This is a genomic window from Amycolatopsis benzoatilytica AK 16/65, assembly GCF_000383915.1.
Taxonomy (GTDB): domain Bacteria; phylum Actinomycetota; class Actinomycetes; order Mycobacteriales; family Pseudonocardiaceae; genus Amycolatopsis; species Amycolatopsis benzoatilytica.
This window is the reverse complement of record NZ_KB912942.1, coordinates 4023034-4043585: the sequence shown is the minus strand read 5'-3', so window position 1 is coordinate 4043585 and position 20552 is coordinate 4023034. Positions and strand designations below refer to the sequence as shown.

The window sequence follows — 20552 nt, the reverse complement described above, 5'->3', positions numbered from 1 at the left end:
GTCAGACGCGTCGCACCCGCCCGCCGGCAGCACTCCGCTGCTCGCGGTCGACGACCTCGCGGTCCGCTACGGCCGCGCGGTCCAGGCGTTGCGCGGAGTAACCGTCGAAGTACCGGAAGGCGGCATCGTCGCGGTGCTCGGCAGCAACGGCGCGGGCAAGAGCACTCTGCTGCGCGCGGTGTCCGGCACTCTCGGCCTGTACCAGGCGACGATCGAGCGCGGACGGCTCCGGCTGGACGGCCGCGAACTGCGCCGCGCCACCCCCGGCCGGATGGTGACCAGCGGGGTCGTCCAGGTGCCCGAAGGCAGGCGGATCTTCGGCCGGCTCACTGTCGAGGAGAACCTGCGGGCCGGCGGGATCCGGGTGCGCGGCCGGGCGGCCAAAGCGGCCTCGCGCGAGCGCGTCTACGACCTTTTCCCGATCCTCGCGGAACGCAGGCGGCAGCGCGCCGGGCTCCTTTCCGGCGGCGAACAGCAGATGCTCGCCATCGGCCGGGCGCTGATGGCCTCGCCGCGGCTGCTGCTGCTCGACGAGCCTTCGCTCGGCCTGGCGCCGCGAGTGGTCGGGAAGATCGCTGACGTCGTCGAGCAGATCAACCGGCAGGGCACGGCGGTCCTGCTGGTCGAGCAGAACGCCGAGATGGCGTTCGAACTCGCCCAGCAGGTCTATGTGCTCGAACTGGGTTCGGTTTCGCTGTCCGGAGCGGTCGAGGAGTTGCGCGGCAGCGACCAGGTCCAGCAGCTCTACCTCGGCGGCGGCACCGCGGACCGGTTCGCGCGCAACAGCGCGACCGCCCGTCGCGGCTTCGACGTCTGGAGCCGGGGATGAGCCCGGCCGCCGGCCGCCCGGCGACCGCTGGGCCCGCACCGGAGGCGGCGGAAGCCACGCCGCAGCTGACCGCTGACTCGCTGACCGTCCGGTTCGCCGGCATCAGCGCGCTGGACGCGGTGTCCTTCGCCGTCGAGCCGGGCACGATCCACGCGTTGATCGGGCCGAACGGCGCGGGCAAATCCACCTGCTTCAACGTGCTCACCGGCGTTTACCGGGCGACCTCGGGCCGCGTCCGGTTCGGCGACGCCGAACTCACCGGGCTGCGCCCGCACGAGATCACCCGGCTCGGCGTCGGCCGGACGTTCCAGAACATCGCCCTGCCGCCCGGCCAGACCGTCGCCGAGAACCTCATGCTCGCCCGGCACCTGCTCACCAGGGCCGGATTCGTCGCGACCGGCTTGCACCTGCCCTCGGCCACCCGGGAACAGCGCAGGCACCGGGAACGGGTCCGGGAGATCGCCGCGTTCGTCGGCATCGAGCGGTATCTCGAGCTGCCCGCCGGGCTGCTGCCCTACGGCGACCAGAAGCGGGTCGAACTCGCGCGCGCACTGTGCCTCGAACCGCGCCTGCTGCTGCTCGACGAGCCGGTCGCCGGGCTGGACGCCGAAGAGAGCCTGGCGATGGCGCAGGAAATCCTCGCCGTGCGCGAAACCCTCGGGATCTCCGTGCTCATCGTCGAGCACGACATGGGCCTGGTGATGGGCATCGCCGACCGCGTCACCGTGCTGGACTTCGGCAAGCGCATCGCTGACGGTCCGCCCGCGCAGGTCCAGCAGGATCCCGCCGTCATCCGGGCCTATCTGGGCACCGGCCGCAACGATCCGGGAGAGCAGCTGTGACCTACTTCGGCGAACTCGTGATCAACGGCGTGTCGCTGGGCTTCATCTACACGCTCATCGCGCTGGGTTTCGTGGTCATCTACAAAGCGACCGAAGTGATCAACTTCGCGCAGGGTTCGATGCTGCTGCTGGGCGCCTACCTGGTGGCGCAGTTGCACGACCGGCTCGGTTTCGTCGGCGCGCTGCTGGTCGGCATCGCCGCCGGGGCCGTGGGCGCGTTCCTCATCCAGTACTTCCTGGTGCGCGGGCGGGGCCGGGTCGACCCCACCGCGCTGACGATCATCACCATCGGCGTCGACATCGTGCTCGCGTCCGAGCTGAACCGGCGCATCGGCCAGCAGGTCCTCTCCTTCGGCGCGCCGTGGGGCGACCAGAACGCGAACCTCGGCCCGTTCGTCGTGCCGCAGGCCCGGGTCGCCGCGGTGGCGATCTCGGTGGTGCTGGTGATCGTGTTCTTCCTGGCGTTCAAGTTCACGTCCTGGGGGATCGCCACCCGGGCGACGGCCGAGGACGGCGAGGCCGCGGCGCTGATGGGCATCCGGGCCGGCCGGGTCGCGTCGGTCGCCTGGATCGTGGCCGGCGGGCTGGCCACCCTCGCCGGGGTTTTTCTCGGCCTCTCGCCGAGCCCGGGGCTGACCAACACGTCGAACCTCACCGCGCTCAACGCGTTCCCCGCGGTGGTCGTCGGCGGACTCGACTCCACCGGCGGCGCGGTGGCCGGCGGTGTGCTGATCGGCGTCGTGCAGTCCCTTGTGGACGGTTACAACAGCCAGCTGTCCTTCCTCGGCCAGCCGTTGAGCGAGGTCAGCGCGTATGTGGTCATGCTGCTCGTGCTGCTGTGGCGGCCGAGCGGTCTGTTCGGGACCAGGGAGGTCGCTCGTGTCTGACCCGGTCCCGGCCCGGCCGTGGCACCGGCGTGCCCTGCCCCGGCTCGGCTGGCTGGCGCTGCTGATCCTCCTGCTGGCCTTGCCGCTCTACGTGTCGCAGTTCTGGGAACAGCTCGGGCTGTTCGTGTTCGCCGCGGCGATCGGCGCCATCGGGCTGAACCTGATCACCGGTTCGGCCGGGCAGCTCTCGCTGGCGCACGCGTTCTTCCTCGCGATCGGCGCCTACGGCTACGCCTATCTGGCCGGCGGCCAGACCGGCATCGGCGGCGGCATCACGGTGACCGGGCTGAACTGGCCGCCGCTGGTCGCGATGATCGCCGCGGTGGCGCTGGCCGGGGTCGTCGGCCTGCTGTTCAGCCCGATCTCCAGCCGGCTGCGCGGGATCTACCTCGGACTGGCCTCGCTCGCGCTGGTGTTCCTCGGCCAGCACGTGCTGCAGAACGCGAAGGCCGTGACCGGCGGCTTCTACGGCCGCAACGCGCAGCCCTTCTCGCTCTTCGGGTTCAGCTTCACCGACGACAATCCGCCGCTGACCGTGCTGAACGTGCCGTTCGGCCAGCTCGAGCGGCTGTGGTACCTCGGCCTGGTCCTGCTGGTCCTCGCCTACCTGTTCGCGCAGAACCTGTTGCGCGGCAGGCCCGGGCGGGCGCTGCGGACGATCCGCGACAACGAGATCGCCGCCGCCGTCATGGGCGTGCCGGTCCGCCGGTACAAGGCAGGCGCTTTCGTCATCTCGTCGATGTACGCCGGGCTGGCCGGCGTGCTGATCGCGCTCGCGTTCCAGCGGCCGGTTCCGGACTACTTCGGGCTGCAGCTGTCCGTCACCTACCTCGCGATGATCGTCATCGGCGGGCTCGGCTCGGTGCGCGGCGCGGTCGCCGGAGCGGCGTTCGTGACGGCGCTGCCGCTGATCCTCACGCACTACTCGGACAGCCTGACCTTCCTCGCCCAGCCGGGGCAGAGCGGCGTCGGCCCCGCGGATTTCTCGAACTACGTCTACGGCGGCGCGGTCATCCTCGTGCTGCTGCTGCAGAAAGGAGGACTCGCCGGACTGGTCGTCGCCGTGCGCGACCGGTTCACCGTGCGCCCGGCCGCGCCGGACCCGCGCACGAATCACGAGCCCGGCCCGACTGGATCCACCTCGTCGGAGTCCGCGAACAAGGAGGCACATCAGATATGACGACTAGGGCATGGCGTTCGGCGATGGCGTTGTGCGCCGGCGCGGCGATGCTCGTCGCGGCGGGGTGCAGCACCAAGGGGAACACCAGCAGCAGCGGCAGCGGTTCCGGCTCGGTCAAGGCCGGTACCGGGGTCACCGACAGCACGATCACCCTCGGCGTGCTCACCGACCTCTCCGGCGTGTTCGCGGTGCTCGGCAAGACCGTGACCCAGGGCGCGCAGCTGTACTTCAACGATGTCAACGCGCAGGGCGGGATCTGCGGCCGCCAGGTCAAGCTGAGCATCCAGGACCACGGGTACAACGTGCAGCGCGCGGTCGGCGCCTATGCCGGGATGAAAGACCAGGTCCTCGGCATGGAACAGCTGCTCGGGTCGCCGGTCAACGCGGCTTTGAAGCAGAACGTCGAATCCGACAAGATGTTCACCATTCCGGTGTCCTGGGCGTCGACCATCCTGGACAACCCGAACAACATGATCGTCGGCACCACCTACGACCTCGAGATGATCAACGGCATCGACTGGCTGATGCGCAACAAAGGCCTGGCGAAGGGCGACGCCATCGGCCACATCTACATCCAGGGCGAGTACGGCGAGGACGGGCTGCTGGGCAGCAAGTACGCCGCCGACAAACTCGGCCTGACGGTGATCCCGGAGCAGATCACCGCGACCGCGACGGACATGAGCAGCCAGGTCGCCGCGCTGAAGAACAAGGGCGTGAAGGCCATCCTGGTGACCACGACGCCGACGCAGACCGCGTCCGTGGTCGGCGTGGACGCCTCGACCGGGCTCAATGTGCCGGTCATGGGCAACAACCCGACCTTCGTCCCGCAGCTGATGGACACCGCCGCCGGGCCCGCCCTGGCCAGCCTGTTCTACCTCGCCGCGTCGTGGGAGCCCTACTCCGGCACCAGCGCCGGGGCGACGAAGCTGCGCCAGGAGTACTCCAAGGCTTACCCGAACGAAGTCCCGAACGGCGGTGCCGACTGGGGCTACGGAGCCGCGGCGGCATACACCACGGTTCTCAAGAAAGCCTGTGACAACAAGGATCTCACCCGCGACGGTCTGCAGAAGGCATTCCGGCAGACCACCAGCGTCGACACCGGCGGGCTGCTGCCTTCGCTCGACTACAGCAAACCCGGCGATCCGCCGACCCGCGAGGCGAACATCGCGCAAGCCGACAAGGGCAGCCAGGGCGGGCTGAAAGTGATCGCCCCGCTGGCGGCCAGCGACGTCGCGAAGAGCTACGTGGCCCCGGAACACGGCAAGGGCGGCTGACCCGGTGCGGTCTCGCTGAACGGCCGCGGCCGTTCAGCGAGACCGCGCTCGATCCCGGCAGACAGTCGGGCCGCCTCGATCCGGGACCGAGAACGATGCCGGCCACTGCACATGCGCTTCATCGCCGACCCGTACTGCGCGACGCACGGCAGAGCAATAGCCGTGTGACAGGCGGCGTCGCTTACCGGGACTTCGCGCTCAGGACCGCTCGCCCGGATCCAGGTCGTAGCTCTTGCGGAAGGCGGTGATCCGCTGCCAAGCCAGCTGCGGGTGCGCGGCCATCTGCTGGCGAGCCAGGGCGAGCTGCTGGAACTCGTCGGTCAGCGCCGGGTAGTCGAGTGCGTCGGTGAAGACGTCGAGCAGGGTCGCGCAGAACAGGGTGTAGCAGCCGGCGTTCCAGCGGAGTACGTCGGTTTGCCGCACCGACGTGTCGACGGTCGCGTGCACCAGGGCGCGGGCCGCCTCGGCCAGTTCGAGCGGGTTGGCTGTTTCGCGGATGGCGAGCAGGTCCGCGGTGAGGGCAACGTGGTCGGGTTCGGCGTCGAACGTGTTCAAGAGGCTGACCAGGGCGTGGACTTTGCTGGACAGATCGCTCCGGACCAGTTCGTGCGTGACGGCCGCCAAGCTCGGTTCGTGCGTCCGCGCGGCGATGTCGAGCATTTCGATGGTGTAGCGCCGCAGTTCGCGGGGGAGTCCGCCGGACAGGCAGTGGCAGAGGTAGCAGAATTGCTCGGTGACGGCGGCGATCCGGGACGCGATCCAGAGCCGGCTTTCGTCCAGCGTGAAGTGTTCGAGGCGCACCATTTCGGAGAATGCGCTGTCGAATGCGTCGCGAAGGCCGAGGCCGCGCCGTTCGAAGTTGAGCACCGCGTCGTCGGACACCGAGACGAAGAACAAGCAGCCGGGCACGCCGAAGATCCCTTTGACGTCATTGACGAACTGGTGGGCTTTCTCCGGCTCGCCGATCTTGTCCAGTTCGTCGATCGCGATCACGAGCGCTCCGATCAGCTCGTGCTCGCGCAGGGTCTGGGCGCTCGCGGCGGCGAAGTTCCGCAGTTCCTGGACCACCTCGGGGTGAGTCAGCTGTTGTTCGGCCTGCTGAGTGGACCAGGTGCGGCCGGCCTCGCCTTTCAGCGGCAGGGTCAGTTTGCCTGACCAGCCGCTGGTGTGGGTTTGCAGGAACCGGGTCCGGGCCAGCTGCCGCAAGGCTTGCCTGCGGAGGTCGAACAGTTCCCGGTGGCGGCGCCGGACGCTGAATCCGCCGAGCAGTTCGAGCGGGACGGCCAGCAGGTGCAGGACGAGCCGCCAAGCGACGACGCCGATCAAGCACAGCGCGATGACGTGCGTGGCCGGCTGGCCGGTCCAGAGTATCCGAGCCGACATCGGCAGATCCGCGGCCGCAGCGCCGACCAAGTGCCAGATCGCGGGCGGGAATTCCGCCACGGGCACGCTCCACAACAGAAGCGCGGCACCGAGGAAAATGCCGGCGAAGAGCAGAAATCCGAGCAAGCGCAGCACGCTCCGGCCGAGGGCCGCGCGGCGTTCGCTTTTGTTCCGGGGGAGCACCGGTGCGAGCGCGCGCGAGATCGCGTCGAGCACGGTCTGGCAGATCAGCGCGTGCAGATGGAGGACGAAATCGCGGGCCTCGTAGTTCGCCGGGGCGGACGCGAGCACGACCAGCGGCCGCGACCCGGCGACTCGCAGCCGGCCCGCTCGAATGGCTTCGATCGCGGTCGTTTTCCCTGCTCCGCGCGAGCCGGCGAGTGCCACCGCACCGGAGTCGGACCGTTCGATGATGCGCCGCAACCGTTCCACGCCTGCGGTCAGGACGGTCGCGCCGTGGTCGGCGTCGGCTAGTGCCGGGGTGCCGGCGTAGACGAGTTTGGTTCCGTAGCGGAGCGAGCGGTGCGCGCGGATGAAGTCGCGGACGGCGGGGATGACCACCTCGCTGAGCAGGTGTGCGCGCCGGTCGCCGATGCGCAGCAGGTCGGGGTGCGGTTGCAGCGTCTCCGTTTGGCCGGCCGCGGCGACCAGCTCCGGCACCGCTTTCGCCAGCGCCCGGGCGGACAGGGCGGTCGCCACGATCAGTCCCGCGATCGCGACGACGTGCCATATCCAGGGCATGCGCGGCCAGGCTTCGCTCATCAGCGCGAGATAGCCGATGGTGAGGATGGCGGTCGCGGCGAGCCGGAGCCCGTTTCCGGCGGCGAGCCGCCGCAGCGGCGCGGGCGGCCGGGGGCTGCCGGCGTCGGCGACCTGGTCCTGTTCGATGCGGATCCGGCCGATGATCGACTCGTCGGCGCCAAGGCCGTGGCGGACGTCCTCCCGTTGGAGCCGCTCGTCGATCAGCGCCGCGGTGATCTCCCGATCGGCGAGTGCTTCGTCGAGCAGGACGCGCCAGGCCAGCCGCGCGGTCCAGGCGTCGAAGTCTTCGAAGTCGGGACTGAGCAGGAATTCGCTGACGGTGTCGGCCGGCCACAGTGCCGGGCCTGGCTCGGCCTTCCGCTCTTCCTCGACGTTCTTCGCCCACGCGAAGAACGGGCCGAGCGCACCGCCGATCAGGCCGATGCACACCAACGGAACGGATTCCGGCCGCAGCGCGTCGCCAGCCGTGACCCAGCCGACCAGTGCCAACCCCACTGCCACCGGGATGTACAGCCGCGGGTTCTCCGTCCAAACGCGGCGGAACGGTCCGGGCGGGCGTTGAGGCTTGCCGGGCGTGGGCACGCGGCGATTCTGCCCTATCGGCGGCGCTGAGAACGGCCGGATGAGTCAACTGCCCTCGGAGCTGAACACTGCGGATTCGCGTTGTCGCTGGCAGGACCGGGGCTGCTGTGGCGAGGAGCGGCCCCGGCGTGCTCAAGCCTGGCCGCGGAGCACCTCGATCAGACTGGTCCAGCTTTCCTGCCCGTGTCCCGCGGCGATCACCCGGTCGTAATGCGCTTTGACGGCGGCCGGCAGTGAAGTGTCGATGCCCGCGTCGCGGCTCGCGGCGAAGATGTGGTCGGCCGTCGCGCCCATCATCTTCGCGTTCGCCTGGTCGCCCGGGTGGCTACCGCCGTCGGCGTTCGCCGCGGCTTCGTCCAGCATCGACTGGGTGAGCGCCAGCAGCTGGCTGGCATACGGCACCAGCGTCGCCGCAGGCACCCCAGCCGTGCCGACCAAGGCCGCGGAGTGCAGGAACGCCGACAGCGTCGTGAGGAACAGGTCCAGCAGCGCCTGGTAGTACAGCTGTGCCAGGCCCAGGTCCGTTCCCCGGTAGTCCGGCCGGCCGAGCACGCGAAGCGTCGGCTCGACCCGGTCGAAGGTCGCCCGCTGCCCGCTGTAGAAGACGAACGAGCCTTCGGTGCCGACCACTGGTGCGGGCACCATGACGCCGCCGGCGATCATCTCCGCCCCGCGGGAGGCCAGCCACTCGGCGGCGACCCGGGTGCGCTCCGGCGTGTCCGAGCTGAGGTTCACCACGACCTTGCCGCGCAGCGCGTCGTCGATCGGCGCCAAAATGTCGTACATCGCCTGGTAATCGGTGAGGCTCAGGATTACCAGTTCGTTCGCGGCCAGCGCGTCGGCGGCGGTCTCGGCGCGCTTCGCGCCTTCGGCGACCAGTGCGTCGGCGCGGCTCGCGGTGCGGTTCCACACGGTCACCTCATGGCCGGCGGCCAGGTAGCACCGGACCATCGCCTGGCCCATCGGGCCGAGGCCGATCATCGTCACGTTCATCGGGTTCTCCCTTACTTCTTCAGCAATTCGATGACACTGCTCAGGTTTTGCGCGCCGCGTCCGTCGGCGACGCCGCGCACCAGCAGCCGGTGCAGCGGGGCGATCAGTTCAGCGCTCACGCCTTGATCGGCCGCTGCGGCGGGCAAGTTGTCGAAGGCGGCTGCCTGCATCGCCAGGTTCGACACGACACCCTGGGAGTAGTCGCCCCGGTCGACTTCGACGGCGGTCTGTTCGGTGAATCCGGCCATCGCGGCGATCCAGCCGGACAGCAGCGGCGCGAACTCGACCGCGGAGAGTCCTTCGCTGCGGATCAGCGCATATGCCTGCAATACGCCGACGAACAAGCCGTACATCCCAGAGAGCAGCGCCAGGTCGTGCAGTGCGGCCAGCCCGGGGTCCTCTCCGGCGTAGTTGATGCCGCCGAACGCGGCGAATGCGTCGCGGTGCGCGTCGAACACGTCGCGAGGCCCGCTGTAGAACACGAACGCGCCCGGCTTACCGATCATCGGCGGCACTGCCATGATCCCGCCGTCGAGGAACTTCCCGCCTCGCGCGGCGACCCATTCGGCCAGTTCACGGGCCTGCCGGGGAGTGCCGTTGGTCAGGTTCACCACTGTCCGGCCGGACAGCGACGCGGTGCCGAGCACCTCGCGGACCGACGCGTAGTCCAGCAGACAGGCGACGGCGAGTTCGCTCGTCGCTATCGCTTCGGCGGCTGATCCCGCGACCGTCGCGCCCAGGTCCGCGAGCGGCTCTGCCTTCGCCGCTGAGCGGTTCCAGACCGTTACCGCGTGTCCCGCTGACAGCAGTGCGCGGGCAAGCGCGCTGCCCATGTCGCCGAGCCCCAGCACGGCTACCGTGTTCATGTCGTCCCTCCAGTTCGTCGATCTGCCGATCACGCTGCCGGGGCGCGCGCACGGTTCGCTGCGGGTCCGCGCACGGGACGGTTACGGTGGATTCGTGCGATTCGGCATCCTGGGGCCATTGGCCGTGTTCAGCGGGGACGGCCAGCCGGTGCGGGTGCCCGAGGCGAAGGTCCGGACCCTGCTGGCCGACTTGCTCGTGCACGAGGGCCGTCCGGTCTCCGCGGACCGGCTGGCCGACGACCTGTGGGGCGAGCGGCTGCCCGGCAACCCGGTCAACACGCTGCAGACGAAGGTCTCCCAGCTGCGGCGCGCGCTGGAACGCGCCGAGCCGGGGAGCGGGGCGCTGGTGGCGCATCAAGCGCCCGGCTACGTCCTGAGAGCCGCGCCCGACGACGTCGACGCGACACGGTTCCGCGCGTTGACGGTGCGGGCGGAGACGGCGGATCCGCGGTTGAAGGCCGCATTGCTCACAGATGCGCTCGCGCTGTGGCGTGGCCCGGCGCTCGCCGAGTTCGCCGACGAGCCATTCGCGCAGCCGGTGATCCAGCGACTCGAAGAAGACCGGCTCGTCGCGCGGGAGAACCTCGCGGAGGCGCGGCTCGCGCTCGGCGAACACGCCGCGTTGACCGCGGAACTCGCCGACCTGGTGCAGCAGCACCCGTTGCGGGAGGGGCTGCGGGCGCTGCAGTTGCGCGCGCTGTACGCGGCGGGACGGCAGAGCGAAGCGCTGGCGTCCTACGAAGAACTGCGCCGTCGGCTCGGCGACGAGCTGGGGCTCGACCCTGGCCCGGAGCTCACCGCGCTGCACCGGTCGATCCTGGCGCAGGATCCGGCGCTGGCCGCGCCAGCGGCAGGGGCGCAGCTTCCGGTGCCGCTCACCGAGCTGGTCGGGCGCACCACGGCGGTCCGGTCGGTCCGCGCGCTCGTCGGCGAGTCCCGCCTGGTGACGCTCACCGGGCCCGGCGGTGTCGGCAAGACCCGGCTCGCGCTGGAGACCGCGCACCAGCTGGACGGCGAGTTTGCCGCCGGGGCGTGGCTGGTCGAGCTGACCGGCATGGACCGGAACGACTGCGCGCTGAACCAATGCCCGCCGCTCGACTGGGTGGCCGAAGCGGTCGCCGCGACGCTCGGCGTCTGGGACGGCGGCTCGGCGGATCCGGTCGAACGGCTGGCGGAATCGCTGCGCGGCAAAGAGATCCTCGTGGTGCTGGACAACTGCGAGCAGCTGATCGAGCCGGTCGCCGACTTGGTCGCAAGGCTGCTGCGGGCAGCTCCTGGACTGCGTGTGCTGGCCACCAGCCGGGAGCCGCTCGGGCTGGCCGGCGAGACGCAGTTCCCGGTGCCGCCGCTGGACCACGACAGCGCGGCACAGCTGTTCGCCGCTCGGGTCGCCGACACCGGGGCCACCGTGGACAGTGCGGACGACGACGCGGTCGCGGAGATCTGTCGGAAGCTGGACGGGCTGCCGCTGGCGCTCGAACTCGCCGCGACCAGGGTGCGCGCGCTGGGCGTCCCGGAGCTTCTGCGGCGCCTGGACGACCGGTTCCGGCTCCTCGATATCACCCGGCGCGGCGTGCCTGCTCGGCAGCAGACGTTGCGCGCGATGATCGACTGGAGCTGGGAGCTGTTGACCGAGCCGGAACGCCTGGTCCTGCAACGGCTGTCCGTGCACACCGAAGACTGCGCGCTGGACGCGGCCGAAGCGGTGTGCGCCGGCGATGGCGTCGAAGAGCTCGAAGTGCTGGGGCTGCTGGCGAAGCTGGTGGACCGTTCGCTCGTGGTGCCCGCTCCCGGGCCGCGCTATCGGTTGCTGGAATCGGTAGCCGTCTACGGGTTGGAGCGGCTTCGCGAGGCGGGTGAGGCCGAGCGGGTGCGCCGTCGCCACGCGGAGTACTACGTCGAGCTCGCCGGACGGGCGGACCCGCAGCTGCGCGGACGCGACCAACGCCACTGGCTGCAGCGGTTCGACGCCGACACGCCGAATCTCCGTGCCGCCGCGGAGAATCTGGCTGGTTGGCGGAATGTCGACGACGCTCTGCGGCTGGCGAACCGGACGGCCTGGTACCGGTTCCTGCGCGGCCGGATGGCCGAGGCGATGCGCTCGCTGCGGGTCGCGCTCAGCCTGCCGGGCGGTGATCCCGCGCTGCGGATCGAAGCGGAGGCGACGCTGTCGGCGTTCGGCATCCTGGCCGGCGACCGGCCCGACTGGCGGCCGGTGGCCGAACAGCCGATGAGTGCCCGGGCCAAATGGTTAATCGGGTACGCACTGTCGACTGTGGCCGACCTGGCCGGTGCCGAGCCGTTGACCGTGGCGGCGCTCGCCGCCTTCGAAGCCGCCGACGATCGCTGGGGGATCGCGGTGGCCGCCGCGGACCGGGCGAGTCAGGTGCTGTCTCGCGGCGACGTCACCGGCGCCCGGGGGTTCGCCGACCGCTGCGCGGAGCTGTTCGCCGAGATCGGCGACAGATGGGGCCAGCTGCAGGCGATTTTCGCGCACGGCACTCTGGCGTCGCTCTCCGGCGACTACGTGCGGTCGGAGGCGGTGCACACGGAAGGGCTGGCGATCGCCGAAGAGCTGGAGCTGTGGCCGGAGGTCTCCTACCAGCTGTCCTGGCTAGGGCGGAATGCCTTGCTGCGCAAGGACTACGCCGGAGCGCGGCAGTTCCATCAGCGGGCCCGGGCGGTCGGCCAGGAGCACGGGTTCACGCCGGGCGCGATGTACGCGCTGACCGGTCTGGCGCTGGGTGCACGGCGCGAGGGAGAGCTCGATCTGGCCGAGCGACACCTGCGGACCCTGCTGGCGTGGAACCGGCAGGTCGATTTCGAACCGGGAAACTCGTTGATCGTCGCGGAACTCGGATTCGTCGCCGAGTTGCGCGGGGACGCCGAGGAAGCGTTGCGGCGGCAGCGGGAAGGGTTCGAGATCGCCCGCCGGTTCGGGGATCCGAGGGCGATCGCGCTGGCCTTGGAGGGGCTGGCCGGAGCGCGGGGACTGGCCGGCGAGCACCGGGAGGCGGCGCGGCTGCTGGGGTCGGCGGCCGCGGTGCGGGCCGGGATCGGAGCGCCGCTGCCGGCCGCGGAGCGGGGCGATGTGGACCGGATCGCCGAACGGGTCCGGGCGGCGCTCGGGGCGGAGGCGTTTGCGGCGGAGTTCCGGTCCGGAGGAGCGGCGAAAGTTCCGGCGATTGAACGTATTCCCGAGGCGAGCGGTCCGTGAAGGGCCCCTTGCCGGACTTGGATTCCCGGATGGGGCCCTTCACGGACCACCGGACGTGCCGGCGACGGCCGGGCAGGGCTCAGAAGACCGGCCGCCGCTCGCCGTACCGGGTCGCCTGCTCGAACGCGTGCGCCGCGCGCAGCAGCCCGAGTTCGCCCCGCAGCGGCGCGATGATCTGCAGCCCTACCGGGCGGCCGTCGGTGGTGAACCCGGCGGGTACGGACATCGCCGGGCAGCCGGTCGCCGAGATCGTGTACGCCGAGCGCATCCACTCCAGATAGTCGTGCATCGGCTGTCCGGCGACGGTCTCCGGGTACTCCCACCCCACCGGGAAAGGCGGCACCTGGCTGACCGGCGCCAGCAGCAGGTCGTACCGGCCGAAGAACTCCCGCATCCCGGTCATCAGCTGCATTTGCCGGGTCTGGGCGGTCGCGACGTCGGCGCCGGAAAGGGTCGCGCCGTAGGCGATGTTGTCCGCCAGCGTCTGCTTCATCCGGCCCGGATGCGCGTCCAGCAGGTCGCTGAGACCGGCGTGGAAGAGCCATCCGCGCAACGCCCGGAACACCTCGTCGGCGACCTTCAGATCCGGGCACGCGGGCTCGACGCGGCAGCCGAGGCCGGCGAAGACCTCGACCGCGGGCTCCAGCACCGCGGTGACCGCCGGGTCGACGGGCAGCCCGCCTAGGTCCGGCGCCCACGCCACGCGGAGGCCGGCGAGGTCGGCGTCGAGCGGTCCGGCGAACTGCTCGGCGGGCTGGTCGAGCGCGATCGGGTTGCGCTCGTCGTAACCGGCGATCACCGACAGCAGGAGTCCGACGTCGGCGACCGTCCGGCCCATCGGGCCTTGCACGCCGAGACCGTCCCACGGCAGCGGTGCCGGCCAGGCCGGCACTCGGCCCGGGGACGGGCGCAGGCCGACGACGTTGCAGAACGACGCCGGGTTGCGCAGCGAGCCGCCCATGTCGCTCCCTTCGGCGAGTGGCTGCAGGCCAGCGGCGAGAGCCGCGGCGGCACCGCCGCTGCTGCCGCCCGCGGACAGATCGCGGCGGTACGGGTTGCGAGTGGGGCCGAAGACCGGGTTGAACGTGTGCGAACCGGCGCCGAACTCGGGGGCGTTCGTCTTGCCGAGCATGATCGCACCGGCCGAACGGATCCGTTCGACGACGAGGGTGTCGGTGTCCGGCACGTGGTCGGCGAAAAGGGGGGACCCGTACGTGGTGCGCACGCCGGCGACGTCGTGGGTCTCCTTGTGCGCCACCGGGATCCCGTGCAGCGGCCCGACCGCCTCGCCGCGGGCCAGCCGCTCGTCGGCTGCCGCGGCTTCGGCGAGGGCGCGCTCGGCGGTCACCGTGACGATGGCGTTGACCTGCGGGTTGACTTGCTCGATCCGGTCCAGGTGGGCCTGGACTACCTCGCGCGCGGACAGCTCGCCGGCGCGCAGCCGATGAGCCAGCCGACGGGCGGGCAGGTAGCAGATCTCTTCGGCGCTCACAGGCATCCCTTCCGGACGACGATGCCCAGCAGCCTCCCTGGCCTTGCCGGGGTCCGACAAGTGCGGCTCGACAAATGGCGGAATCAGCCAGAGTATTGGCCGATGCCCGCACTCCTGGACTCGCTCGACCGGCGAATCGCCGGGGCGCTGCAAGCCGACGGCCGTGCGCCCTGGCGGCGGATCGCCGAGGTGCTGGACGCGCCGGAGCGCACAGTGGCGCGTCGCGGCACGCAGCTGCTGCGCACCGGCGTCGTGACGGTTATCGCCGTTTCGCCGCACGGAGTGCCGCTGTTGCTCCGCGGAACCTGCCAGGCCGGGCTCGGCCGTCCCGCCGCGACGGCGCTCGCCGTACGGCCGGAGACCAGCTTCTGTTACCTGAGCACGGGACCGCGCGAGCTGGTCGCCGAGGTTTTCTGCGACCGCGCACGGCTGCCGACGTTCATGTTCGACGAGATGGCCGGAATCCCCGGTGTCCAGGATCTGACGGCTGATACTGTCACCCGCTACTACCGCACGGTCCACGAATGGCAGCCGGACCTGCTGACGTCCGCTGAGACGGCGGCTCTCGCCCCGTTCCCGCAGCCGACGCCGCAACCCCGGCGTACCGAGGGCGCCGTGTTCAGCAGCGAGGAACGCGCCATCGTGCGCGCACTGCGCGAGGACGGCCGGCGGACCCACGACGAGCTGGCCCGCGCCGCCGGCACCTCGGAGTCCACCGTCCGCCGCCGGCTGGACGCGTTGCGGCGGGAGGAAAGGGTGTTCATCCGGGCGGTGGTGGAGCCCGCCGTTCTCGGACTGCCGGTGGAGGCGCTGCTGTGGATCCGCTGCCGCCCGCACCGCGTCGACGGGCTCGGGCGCGCACTGCTGAGCTCGCCGTTCGTGCGGTACGCGGCGGCGATGACGGGCGAGTACCAGCTGGTGGCTGACGTGACCTTGCCCGACATCGCCGCGTTGCACGATTTCGTCGGCAGCTCGCAGTGGTCCCGGCTGGCCGACTCGGTGCACACCGGGGTGCTGCTGAAAGCGTTGAAGCGCAGCGGCGTCCTCGCTCCCGAGCTGCGCTCCTGACCGTTACGCCCGCTCCTCCAACCCGCTCAGCATCTCCGGCAACGGTCCCCGGTGCAGCACCCCGAGCCGCTGCGTCGACCGGGTGAGCGCGACGTACAGCTCGGCCGCGCCGCGCGGGCCGTCATCGAGGATCCGGTCCGGGTCCACGAGCAGCACCGCGTCGTACTCCAGGCCCTTGGTGTCCGACGCGGCCACCGCGCCCGGCACGTCCGGCGGCCCGATCACCACGCTGGTGCCTTCGCGAGCGGCCTCCGCGCGGACGAATTCGTCGACCGCGCCAGGCAGATCGTCGTCGCTGACCTTCCGCGACCACGGTCGGACCCCGCACGCCCGGACCGATTCCGGCGGCTCCACCGCAGGGGCGAACTCGGCCAGCACGGTCACCGCGACAGCCATGATCTCCGCCGGGGTGCGGTAGTTGACCGACATCGACCGGTAGACCCAGCGACCAGGGACATAGCGGTCCAGCATCGCGCCCCAGTCCCGCGCGCCCGCCTCGGACCGGCGCTGGGCCAGGTCGCCGACCACCGTGAAGGACCGGCTCGGACAGCGCCGCATCAGCACCCGCCAGTCCATTTCGGACAGTTCCTGCGCCTCGTCCACCACGACGTGCCGGTAAGTCCAGTCCCGGTCCGCGGCGGCGCGCTCGGCGAGGTCGCGGGTGTCGGTTTCGACGAACCGGTCGGCGAGGTCGGTGTCGTAGAGCAGATGCTCGGCGGTGAGGCCGATGTCCTCGTCCTGCTCCTCGCGGTCGAGCCGGAGGATGTCCAGCACCCCGGCCGCGTACTCGGCTTCGGCGGCGCGCTCCGCCGCGTTTTCGCGCTGCTTGGCGCGTTCCGGTGCTTTGCCGAGCAGATCGATCAGCTCGTCCAGGAGCGGGATGTCCGACAGCGTCCAGGCGTCGCCCTGCTCGCGGTGCAGCGCCGGGTCCGCGCCGGCCGCGGCGAGCCGGGCAGGGGAGGCGTAGAGCGGAGCGAGCAGGGATTCCGGGGTCAGGATCGGCCAGAGCGCGTCTATCGCCCGGACGAACTCCGGATCGGCCTTGAGTTCGGCGAGCAGGTCGGCGCGGAGTTCTTCCCATGCTTCGCGTTCGTCGCGGCTGAGCCAGCCGCGGCCGATGCGGGCGATCGCACGCTCGGTGAGCACATACGTGACGATCTCGACGAAGACGGAGCGCGCCTCGTTGTGCGGCCGCCCGCTCTGCCGCGCCTCGTCGCGAGCCCACTCGGCGGTCTCCGCGTCGATCCGCACCGCGGTGTCGCGGAGCTTGAGGACGACTGGCTCGGGCGGCAGCGCCTGCCGGTCCGCGATAGCCGCCTTGAGCACGTCCACCATCCCCAGCGATCCCTTGGCCCGCGCGGCTTCCGGCTCGTCCTCGTCCGTCGCGTGCCGTCCGGGCAGGAGACCGCCCGGGGTGGCGAAGACCACGTCGGACTCGCCGAGCGACGGCAGCACCCGGCCGATGTGGTCCAGGAACGCCGGATTCGGCCCGACGACGAGCACGCCGTGCCGCTCCATCCGCTCGCGCTGGGTGTAGAGGAGATAAGCGACGCGGTGCAGTGCGACGACGGTTTTTCCGGTGCCCGGGCCGCCCTCGATGACCAGGACGCCCGGATGGTCGAGCCGGATGATCCGGTCCTGCTCGGCCTGGATGGTCGCGACGATGTCCCGCATCCCCTCGCCCCGGGGCGCGTTGACGGCGGCGAGCAGGGCGGCATCGGTGTCGGCGTCGGATCGCTCGCCGCTGCCGAGGACTTCGTCGGTGAACGAGGCGACCCGTCGCCCCTTGGGGTGGAATTGCCGTCGGCGGCGCAGATTCTCCGGGGAAGCCGCGGTCGCGGTGTAAAACGCGCTGCTGGCGGGCGCGCGCCAGTCGAGAAGGACCGGTTTGAACTCGTCGTCCTCGTCGAAAAGCCCGATCCGGCCGATGTAGGAACGGCCGCCGTCGCGGGCGTCCAGCCGCCCGAAACACAACCCGGAATCCGCGACGGACAGCCGGCGGTTCTCCCGGGCGAGCGCGCGCACCGCTACGTCTCGCTCGCCCGGAAGCCCGTCGTTTTGCTTGAGTGCAGCGGTGTAGCGGGTCTTGGCCCGCTCGCGCTCTCCGTCGAGCCGCGCGTAGAGCGCGGTCACGTACTCCTGCTCGGACCGCAGTTCTGCTTCGTACCCCTGAGTTGACACATTCCCCTCACTGCTGTTATTCTGAACCTACATTCGACGTGAACTTCTGATCCTTGGTGAAGACGCGTCGATTTTTTATTGTCCACCCGTTGTCAAGTGGCGGGGTGGGGCGCGGATTTTCTCGGGTTTCTGGGTTGTGGGAGTTCGCTGTCCGGGCTGTGGCCAGGCGGCTGATCGGGTTGGGCTGGCCGGGCGGAGCCGGGTCGCGGGTGTGATTTCGGTAGGGCTGGCCGAGGCGGAGGTGGCCTGTCTGCCGGGGCGGCGGTCGGATCCAGCGGAGTTGGCCTGGTCCGGTCCGGCCGCGGACCGCTGGATTCCCGGCCGCCGAGGGCTCGGACCGCCCGTTTCCCTGGTCGCCCGTTTCTCTGGTCGCCCGTTTCTCTGGTCGCTGGCCGCCGGACCGCAGGTCCCCTTGTCGAGAAGCGATTCTGCTCCCTCACCCGGGTCTTGCGGCAAGCCCCGCCCTGCGTTGTATGGTGAAAGGGGAGGAGCGAGACACTCCCAGTTCCCTTGTGCCGCCTTCGCGAGATTGCCCAGCACTCACCAGCCCCGCGCCCCGCGGCACCAGCTTTTGCCCGAGCAGGTCGGTCCGCCGGCCTTGAGCTGCCGGTCGGCTGGCCCGTTTCTGTCGGTCCCGCGACGTAGGCTGGGACGCATGCCGTCGAACCTGATCAGCCTTAGGGGCGTGCGCACGCACAACCTTGCCGACGTGGACGTCGACATCCCGAAGCACCAGCTGGTCGCGGTCACCGGAGTCTCCGGATCGGGCAAGTCCTCGCTCGCGTTTGCCACCCTGGCCGCCGAGTCGCGGCGGCAGCTCTACTCGACGATGCCGGCGTTCGTGCGGTCCAAGCTGCCGCACGATCCGGCCCCGGAGGCCAGCTCGCTCAACGGGCTCACCACGGTGGTCGTGGTCGACCAGAAGCCGCTCGGGACGAACTCGCGGTCGACCGTCGGCACCGCCACCGAGGTATGGACCATGCTGCGGATGTTGTTCTCCCGCCTCGGCGAACCGTCGGCGGGGTACTCGCCCGCCTACTCGTTCAACGATCCGTCCGGCATGTGCCCGACCTGCGCGGGGCTCGGCACGGTCACCGACATCGACGGCGAGCGGATGATCGACCGCAGCCGGTCGCTCAACGACGGGGCGATGGTCTTCCCCAGTTTCGCGGTCGGCACCTGGATCTGGAAGCGCTATGTCTACTCCGGATTCTTCGACAACGATCTGCCGTTGCGCGAATGGCCCGAAGAGCTCGTGCAGTTCCTCCTGCACGGTCCCACCCGGAAGCCGCCGAACCCGCTGCCCCGGTTCCCGGCCAGCGCGCAGTACCAGTCGATGGTGCCGCGCATCCGGCGGCTGCTGGTGGAACGCGAAGCCAAACCCGGCCCTGCCGTCAAGGCCGCGCTGGCTGACGTCACCGCGCAGCGGCCGTGCCCGGACTGCGGCGGCAGCCGGCTGGCCCCGGCGGCGCGGGAAAGCCTGCTCAACGGGGTGTCCATTGTAGACCTCGGGTACCGGGATGCGGCGGGGCTGCTGGAGTTCTGCGCCGGAGTCGACCACGACTGGGCGAAGCCGCTGGTGGCGGCGCTGCGGCTGCGGCTCGAGTCGATGATCACGCTTGGTCTCGGCCACTTGCACTGCTACCGCGCCACTCCGACGCTGTCCGGCGGCGAGTCGCAACGGCTGAAGCTGGTGCGGCACTTGGGTTCCAGCCTCACCGACCTGACCTACGTGCTGGACGAGCCGACTGACGGGCTGCATCCGGCCGACGTCGCGTCGCTGGTCGACGTGCTGCGGCGGCTGCGCGACCACGGCAACACCGTGCTGGTGGTGGATCATCACGAGGCGGTCATGGTGGCCGCGGACCACGTCATCGACCTGGGGCCCGGTGCGGGCGAAGCGGGCGGGCGCGTCGTGTTCCACGGCTCGCCCGCCGAGCTGCGGAAAGCGGACACCACGACCGCGCGGGCGCTGCGCACCGGTGTCCGGCTCAAGGACGGACTACGCGAACCGAGCGGCTGGCTGCCGCTGCGCGGGCTCCACCGGCACACGCTCGCCGGGATCGACGTCGACGTTCCGACCGGGGTGCTCACCGTGATCACCGGCGTCGCGGGCTCGGGCAAGTCGACGCTGGCCGGGGAGCTCGCCGAACGGCATCCGCGGTTCACCGAGGTGGACCAGAGCCAGATCGTCGCGACGGCACGGTCCACGGTCGGCACCTGGTTGGGATTGTCCGATCCGGTGCAGCGGGCGTTCGCCGAGGTCAGCGGGTTGTCGCCGAAGCTGTTCAACCCGCGCTCGCAAGGTGGCTGCCCGGCCTGCCGCGGCACCGGGGTGCGGCGCACCGACCTGGCGTTCCTGGAGGACGTGGACACGCCGTGCGAGGTGTGCGGCTCCACCGGTTTCCGCGCCGAGTCGCTGGAACCGCGCCTCGACGGGCGGACTGTGCTGGAGGTGCTGAACACGCCGGTGTCGGCGCTGGCCCGCTACGTCCCGCACCCGGACGTGGTGCGGCTGGCCGCGCTGCTCGGCGAACTCGGCCTCGGCCACCTGGCGAGCGGCCGCACCCTGGACACCCTGTCCGGCGGCGAGCGGCAGCGGCTGAAACTCGCCCGGCAGCTCGATTCGACCAGCGACGACCTGCTGGTCGACGAGCCCACCGCGGGCCTGCACCCGAGCGACACGACGCGGATGGTCGCGCTGCTCGACCGGCTCGTCGACGAAGGCCGCACGCTGGTCGTAGTCGAGCATTCGCTGCACGTCGTGGCCGCGGCGGACTGGGTGATCGACCTCGGTCCCGGTGCGGGCGAGAACGGCGGGCGAGTGCTCTACACCGGAACGCCGAAGGGGCTGGCCGAGCACGAGGGTGCGACCGGTCGCTACTTCCGGGCGGCGCTGGACAGCTAGGGCGCGGGCGCCGGGGCAGCTGGCGTCCGGCCAGGGACGGCAGGGATCAGCTGGCCCGCTTGGCGATGGTGGTGGCGGTGCCGCCGTC

13 protein-coding genes are annotated in these 20552 nt (G+C 70.8%); 8 read left to right on the top strand and 5 right to left on the bottom strand.

All coding sequences use genetic code 11. The features are described from left to right. Positions 1 to 37 precede the first annotated feature (37 nt). Genes AMYBE_RS0118435 through AMYBE_RS0118415 form a run of 5 tightly spaced genes read left to right on the top strand, consistent with a single transcriptional unit; the run spans position 38 to position 5012 of the window. Complete coding sequence (locus AMYBE_RS0118435) at positions 38 to 829, top strand: ABC transporter ATP-binding protein (protein ID WP_027927783.1); 792 nt, start codon at positions 38 to 40, stop codon at positions 827 to 829. Beyond that, the gene (locus AMYBE_RS0118430) at positions 826 to 1671 is read left to right on the top strand and encodes an ABC transporter ATP-binding protein (protein WP_020660870.1); all 846 of its coding nucleotides are present in this window, start codon (positions 826 to 828) and stop codon (positions 1669 to 1671) included. The genes AMYBE_RS0118435 and AMYBE_RS0118430 overlap by 4 nt, the downstream gene beginning before the upstream one ends. Then, entirely contained in the window at positions 1668 to 2558 is an 891-nt protein-coding gene (locus tag AMYBE_RS0118425) for a branched-chain amino acid ABC transporter permease (RefSeq protein ID WP_020660869.1), read from the top strand. Before AMYBE_RS0118430 ends, AMYBE_RS0118425 begins: the two co-directional genes overlap by 4 nt. Further along, entirely contained in the window at positions 2551 to 3738 is a 1188-nt protein-coding gene (locus tag AMYBE_RS0118420) for a branched-chain amino acid ABC transporter permease (protein ID WP_020660868.1), read from the top strand. Before AMYBE_RS0118425 ends, AMYBE_RS0118420 begins: the two co-directional genes overlap by 8 nt. Then, entirely contained in the window at positions 3735 to 5012 is a 1278-nt protein-coding gene (locus AMYBE_RS0118415) for an ABC transporter substrate-binding protein (RefSeq protein WP_027927782.1), read from the top strand. The genes AMYBE_RS0118420 and AMYBE_RS0118415 overlap by 4 nt, the downstream gene beginning before the upstream one ends. A gap of 198 nt (positions 5013 to 5210) precedes the next feature. Here AMYBE_RS0118415 and AMYBE_RS41925 read toward each other — a convergent pair whose 3' ends face one another. The 3 genes from AMYBE_RS41925 to AMYBE_RS0118400 form a co-directional block, all read right to left on the bottom strand. Then, on the bottom strand, positions 5211 to 7739 hold the full coding sequence (locus AMYBE_RS41925; RefSeq protein WP_154676241.1) for a hypothetical protein: 2529 nt from the start codon (positions 7737 to 7739) through the stop codon (positions 5211 to 5213). Between the two features lie 132 nt (positions 7740 to 7871). Then, positions 7872 to 8732, bottom strand: coding sequence for an NAD(P)-dependent oxidoreductase (locus AMYBE_RS0118405; RefSeq protein WP_020660865.1), 861 nt, complete (start codon positions 8730 to 8732; stop codon positions 7872 to 7874). Between the two features lie 11 nt (positions 8733 to 8743). Continuing rightward, entirely contained in the window at positions 8744 to 9598 is an 855-nt protein-coding gene (locus tag AMYBE_RS0118400; protein ID WP_020660864.1) for an NAD(P)-dependent oxidoreductase, read from the bottom strand. Between AMYBE_RS0118400 and AMYBE_RS0118395 the strand changes: the two genes are divergently transcribed. Continuing rightward, entirely contained in the window at positions 9597 to 12815 is a 3219-nt protein-coding gene (locus AMYBE_RS0118395) for an AfsR/SARP family transcriptional regulator (RefSeq protein ID WP_020660863.1), read from the top strand. The two genes, AMYBE_RS0118400 and AMYBE_RS0118395, sit on opposite strands and share 2 nt — an antisense overlap. A 79-nt stretch (positions 12816 to 12894) precedes the next feature. On the opposite strand, the gene AMYBE_RS0118390 is transcribed toward AMYBE_RS0118395, so the two are convergent. After that, entirely contained in the window at positions 12895 to 14313 is a 1419-nt protein-coding gene (locus tag AMYBE_RS0118390; RefSeq protein ID WP_034287102.1) for an amidase, read from the bottom strand. Positions 14314 to 14409: 96 nt separating this feature from the next. Between AMYBE_RS0118390 and AMYBE_RS0118385 the strand changes: the two genes are divergently transcribed. Further along, positions 14410 to 15375 (top strand): Lrp/AsnC family transcriptional regulator, encoded by a 966-nt coding sequence (locus AMYBE_RS0118385; RefSeq protein WP_020660861.1) that lies wholly within the window; start codon positions 14410 to 14412, stop codon positions 15373 to 15375. Positions 15376 to 15378: 3 nt separating this feature from the next. Here the strand turns inward: AMYBE_RS0118385 and helR are convergent, their stop codons facing one another. Then, the gene (helR, locus tag AMYBE_RS0118380; protein ID WP_027927780.1) at positions 15379 to 17556 is read right to left on the bottom strand and encodes an RNA polymerase recycling motor ATPase HelR; all 2178 of its coding nucleotides are present in this window, start codon (positions 17554 to 17556) and stop codon (positions 15379 to 15381) included. A gap of 685 nt (positions 17557 to 18241) precedes the next feature. On the opposite strand from helR, the gene AMYBE_RS0118375 reads away from it, so the two are divergent. Beyond that, the gene (locus tag AMYBE_RS0118375) at positions 18242 to 20464 is read left to right on the top strand and encodes an ATP-binding cassette domain-containing protein (RefSeq protein WP_020660859.1); all 2223 of its coding nucleotides are present in this window, start codon (positions 18242 to 18244) and stop codon (positions 20462 to 20464) included. Positions 20465 to 20552 lie beyond the last annotated feature (88 nt).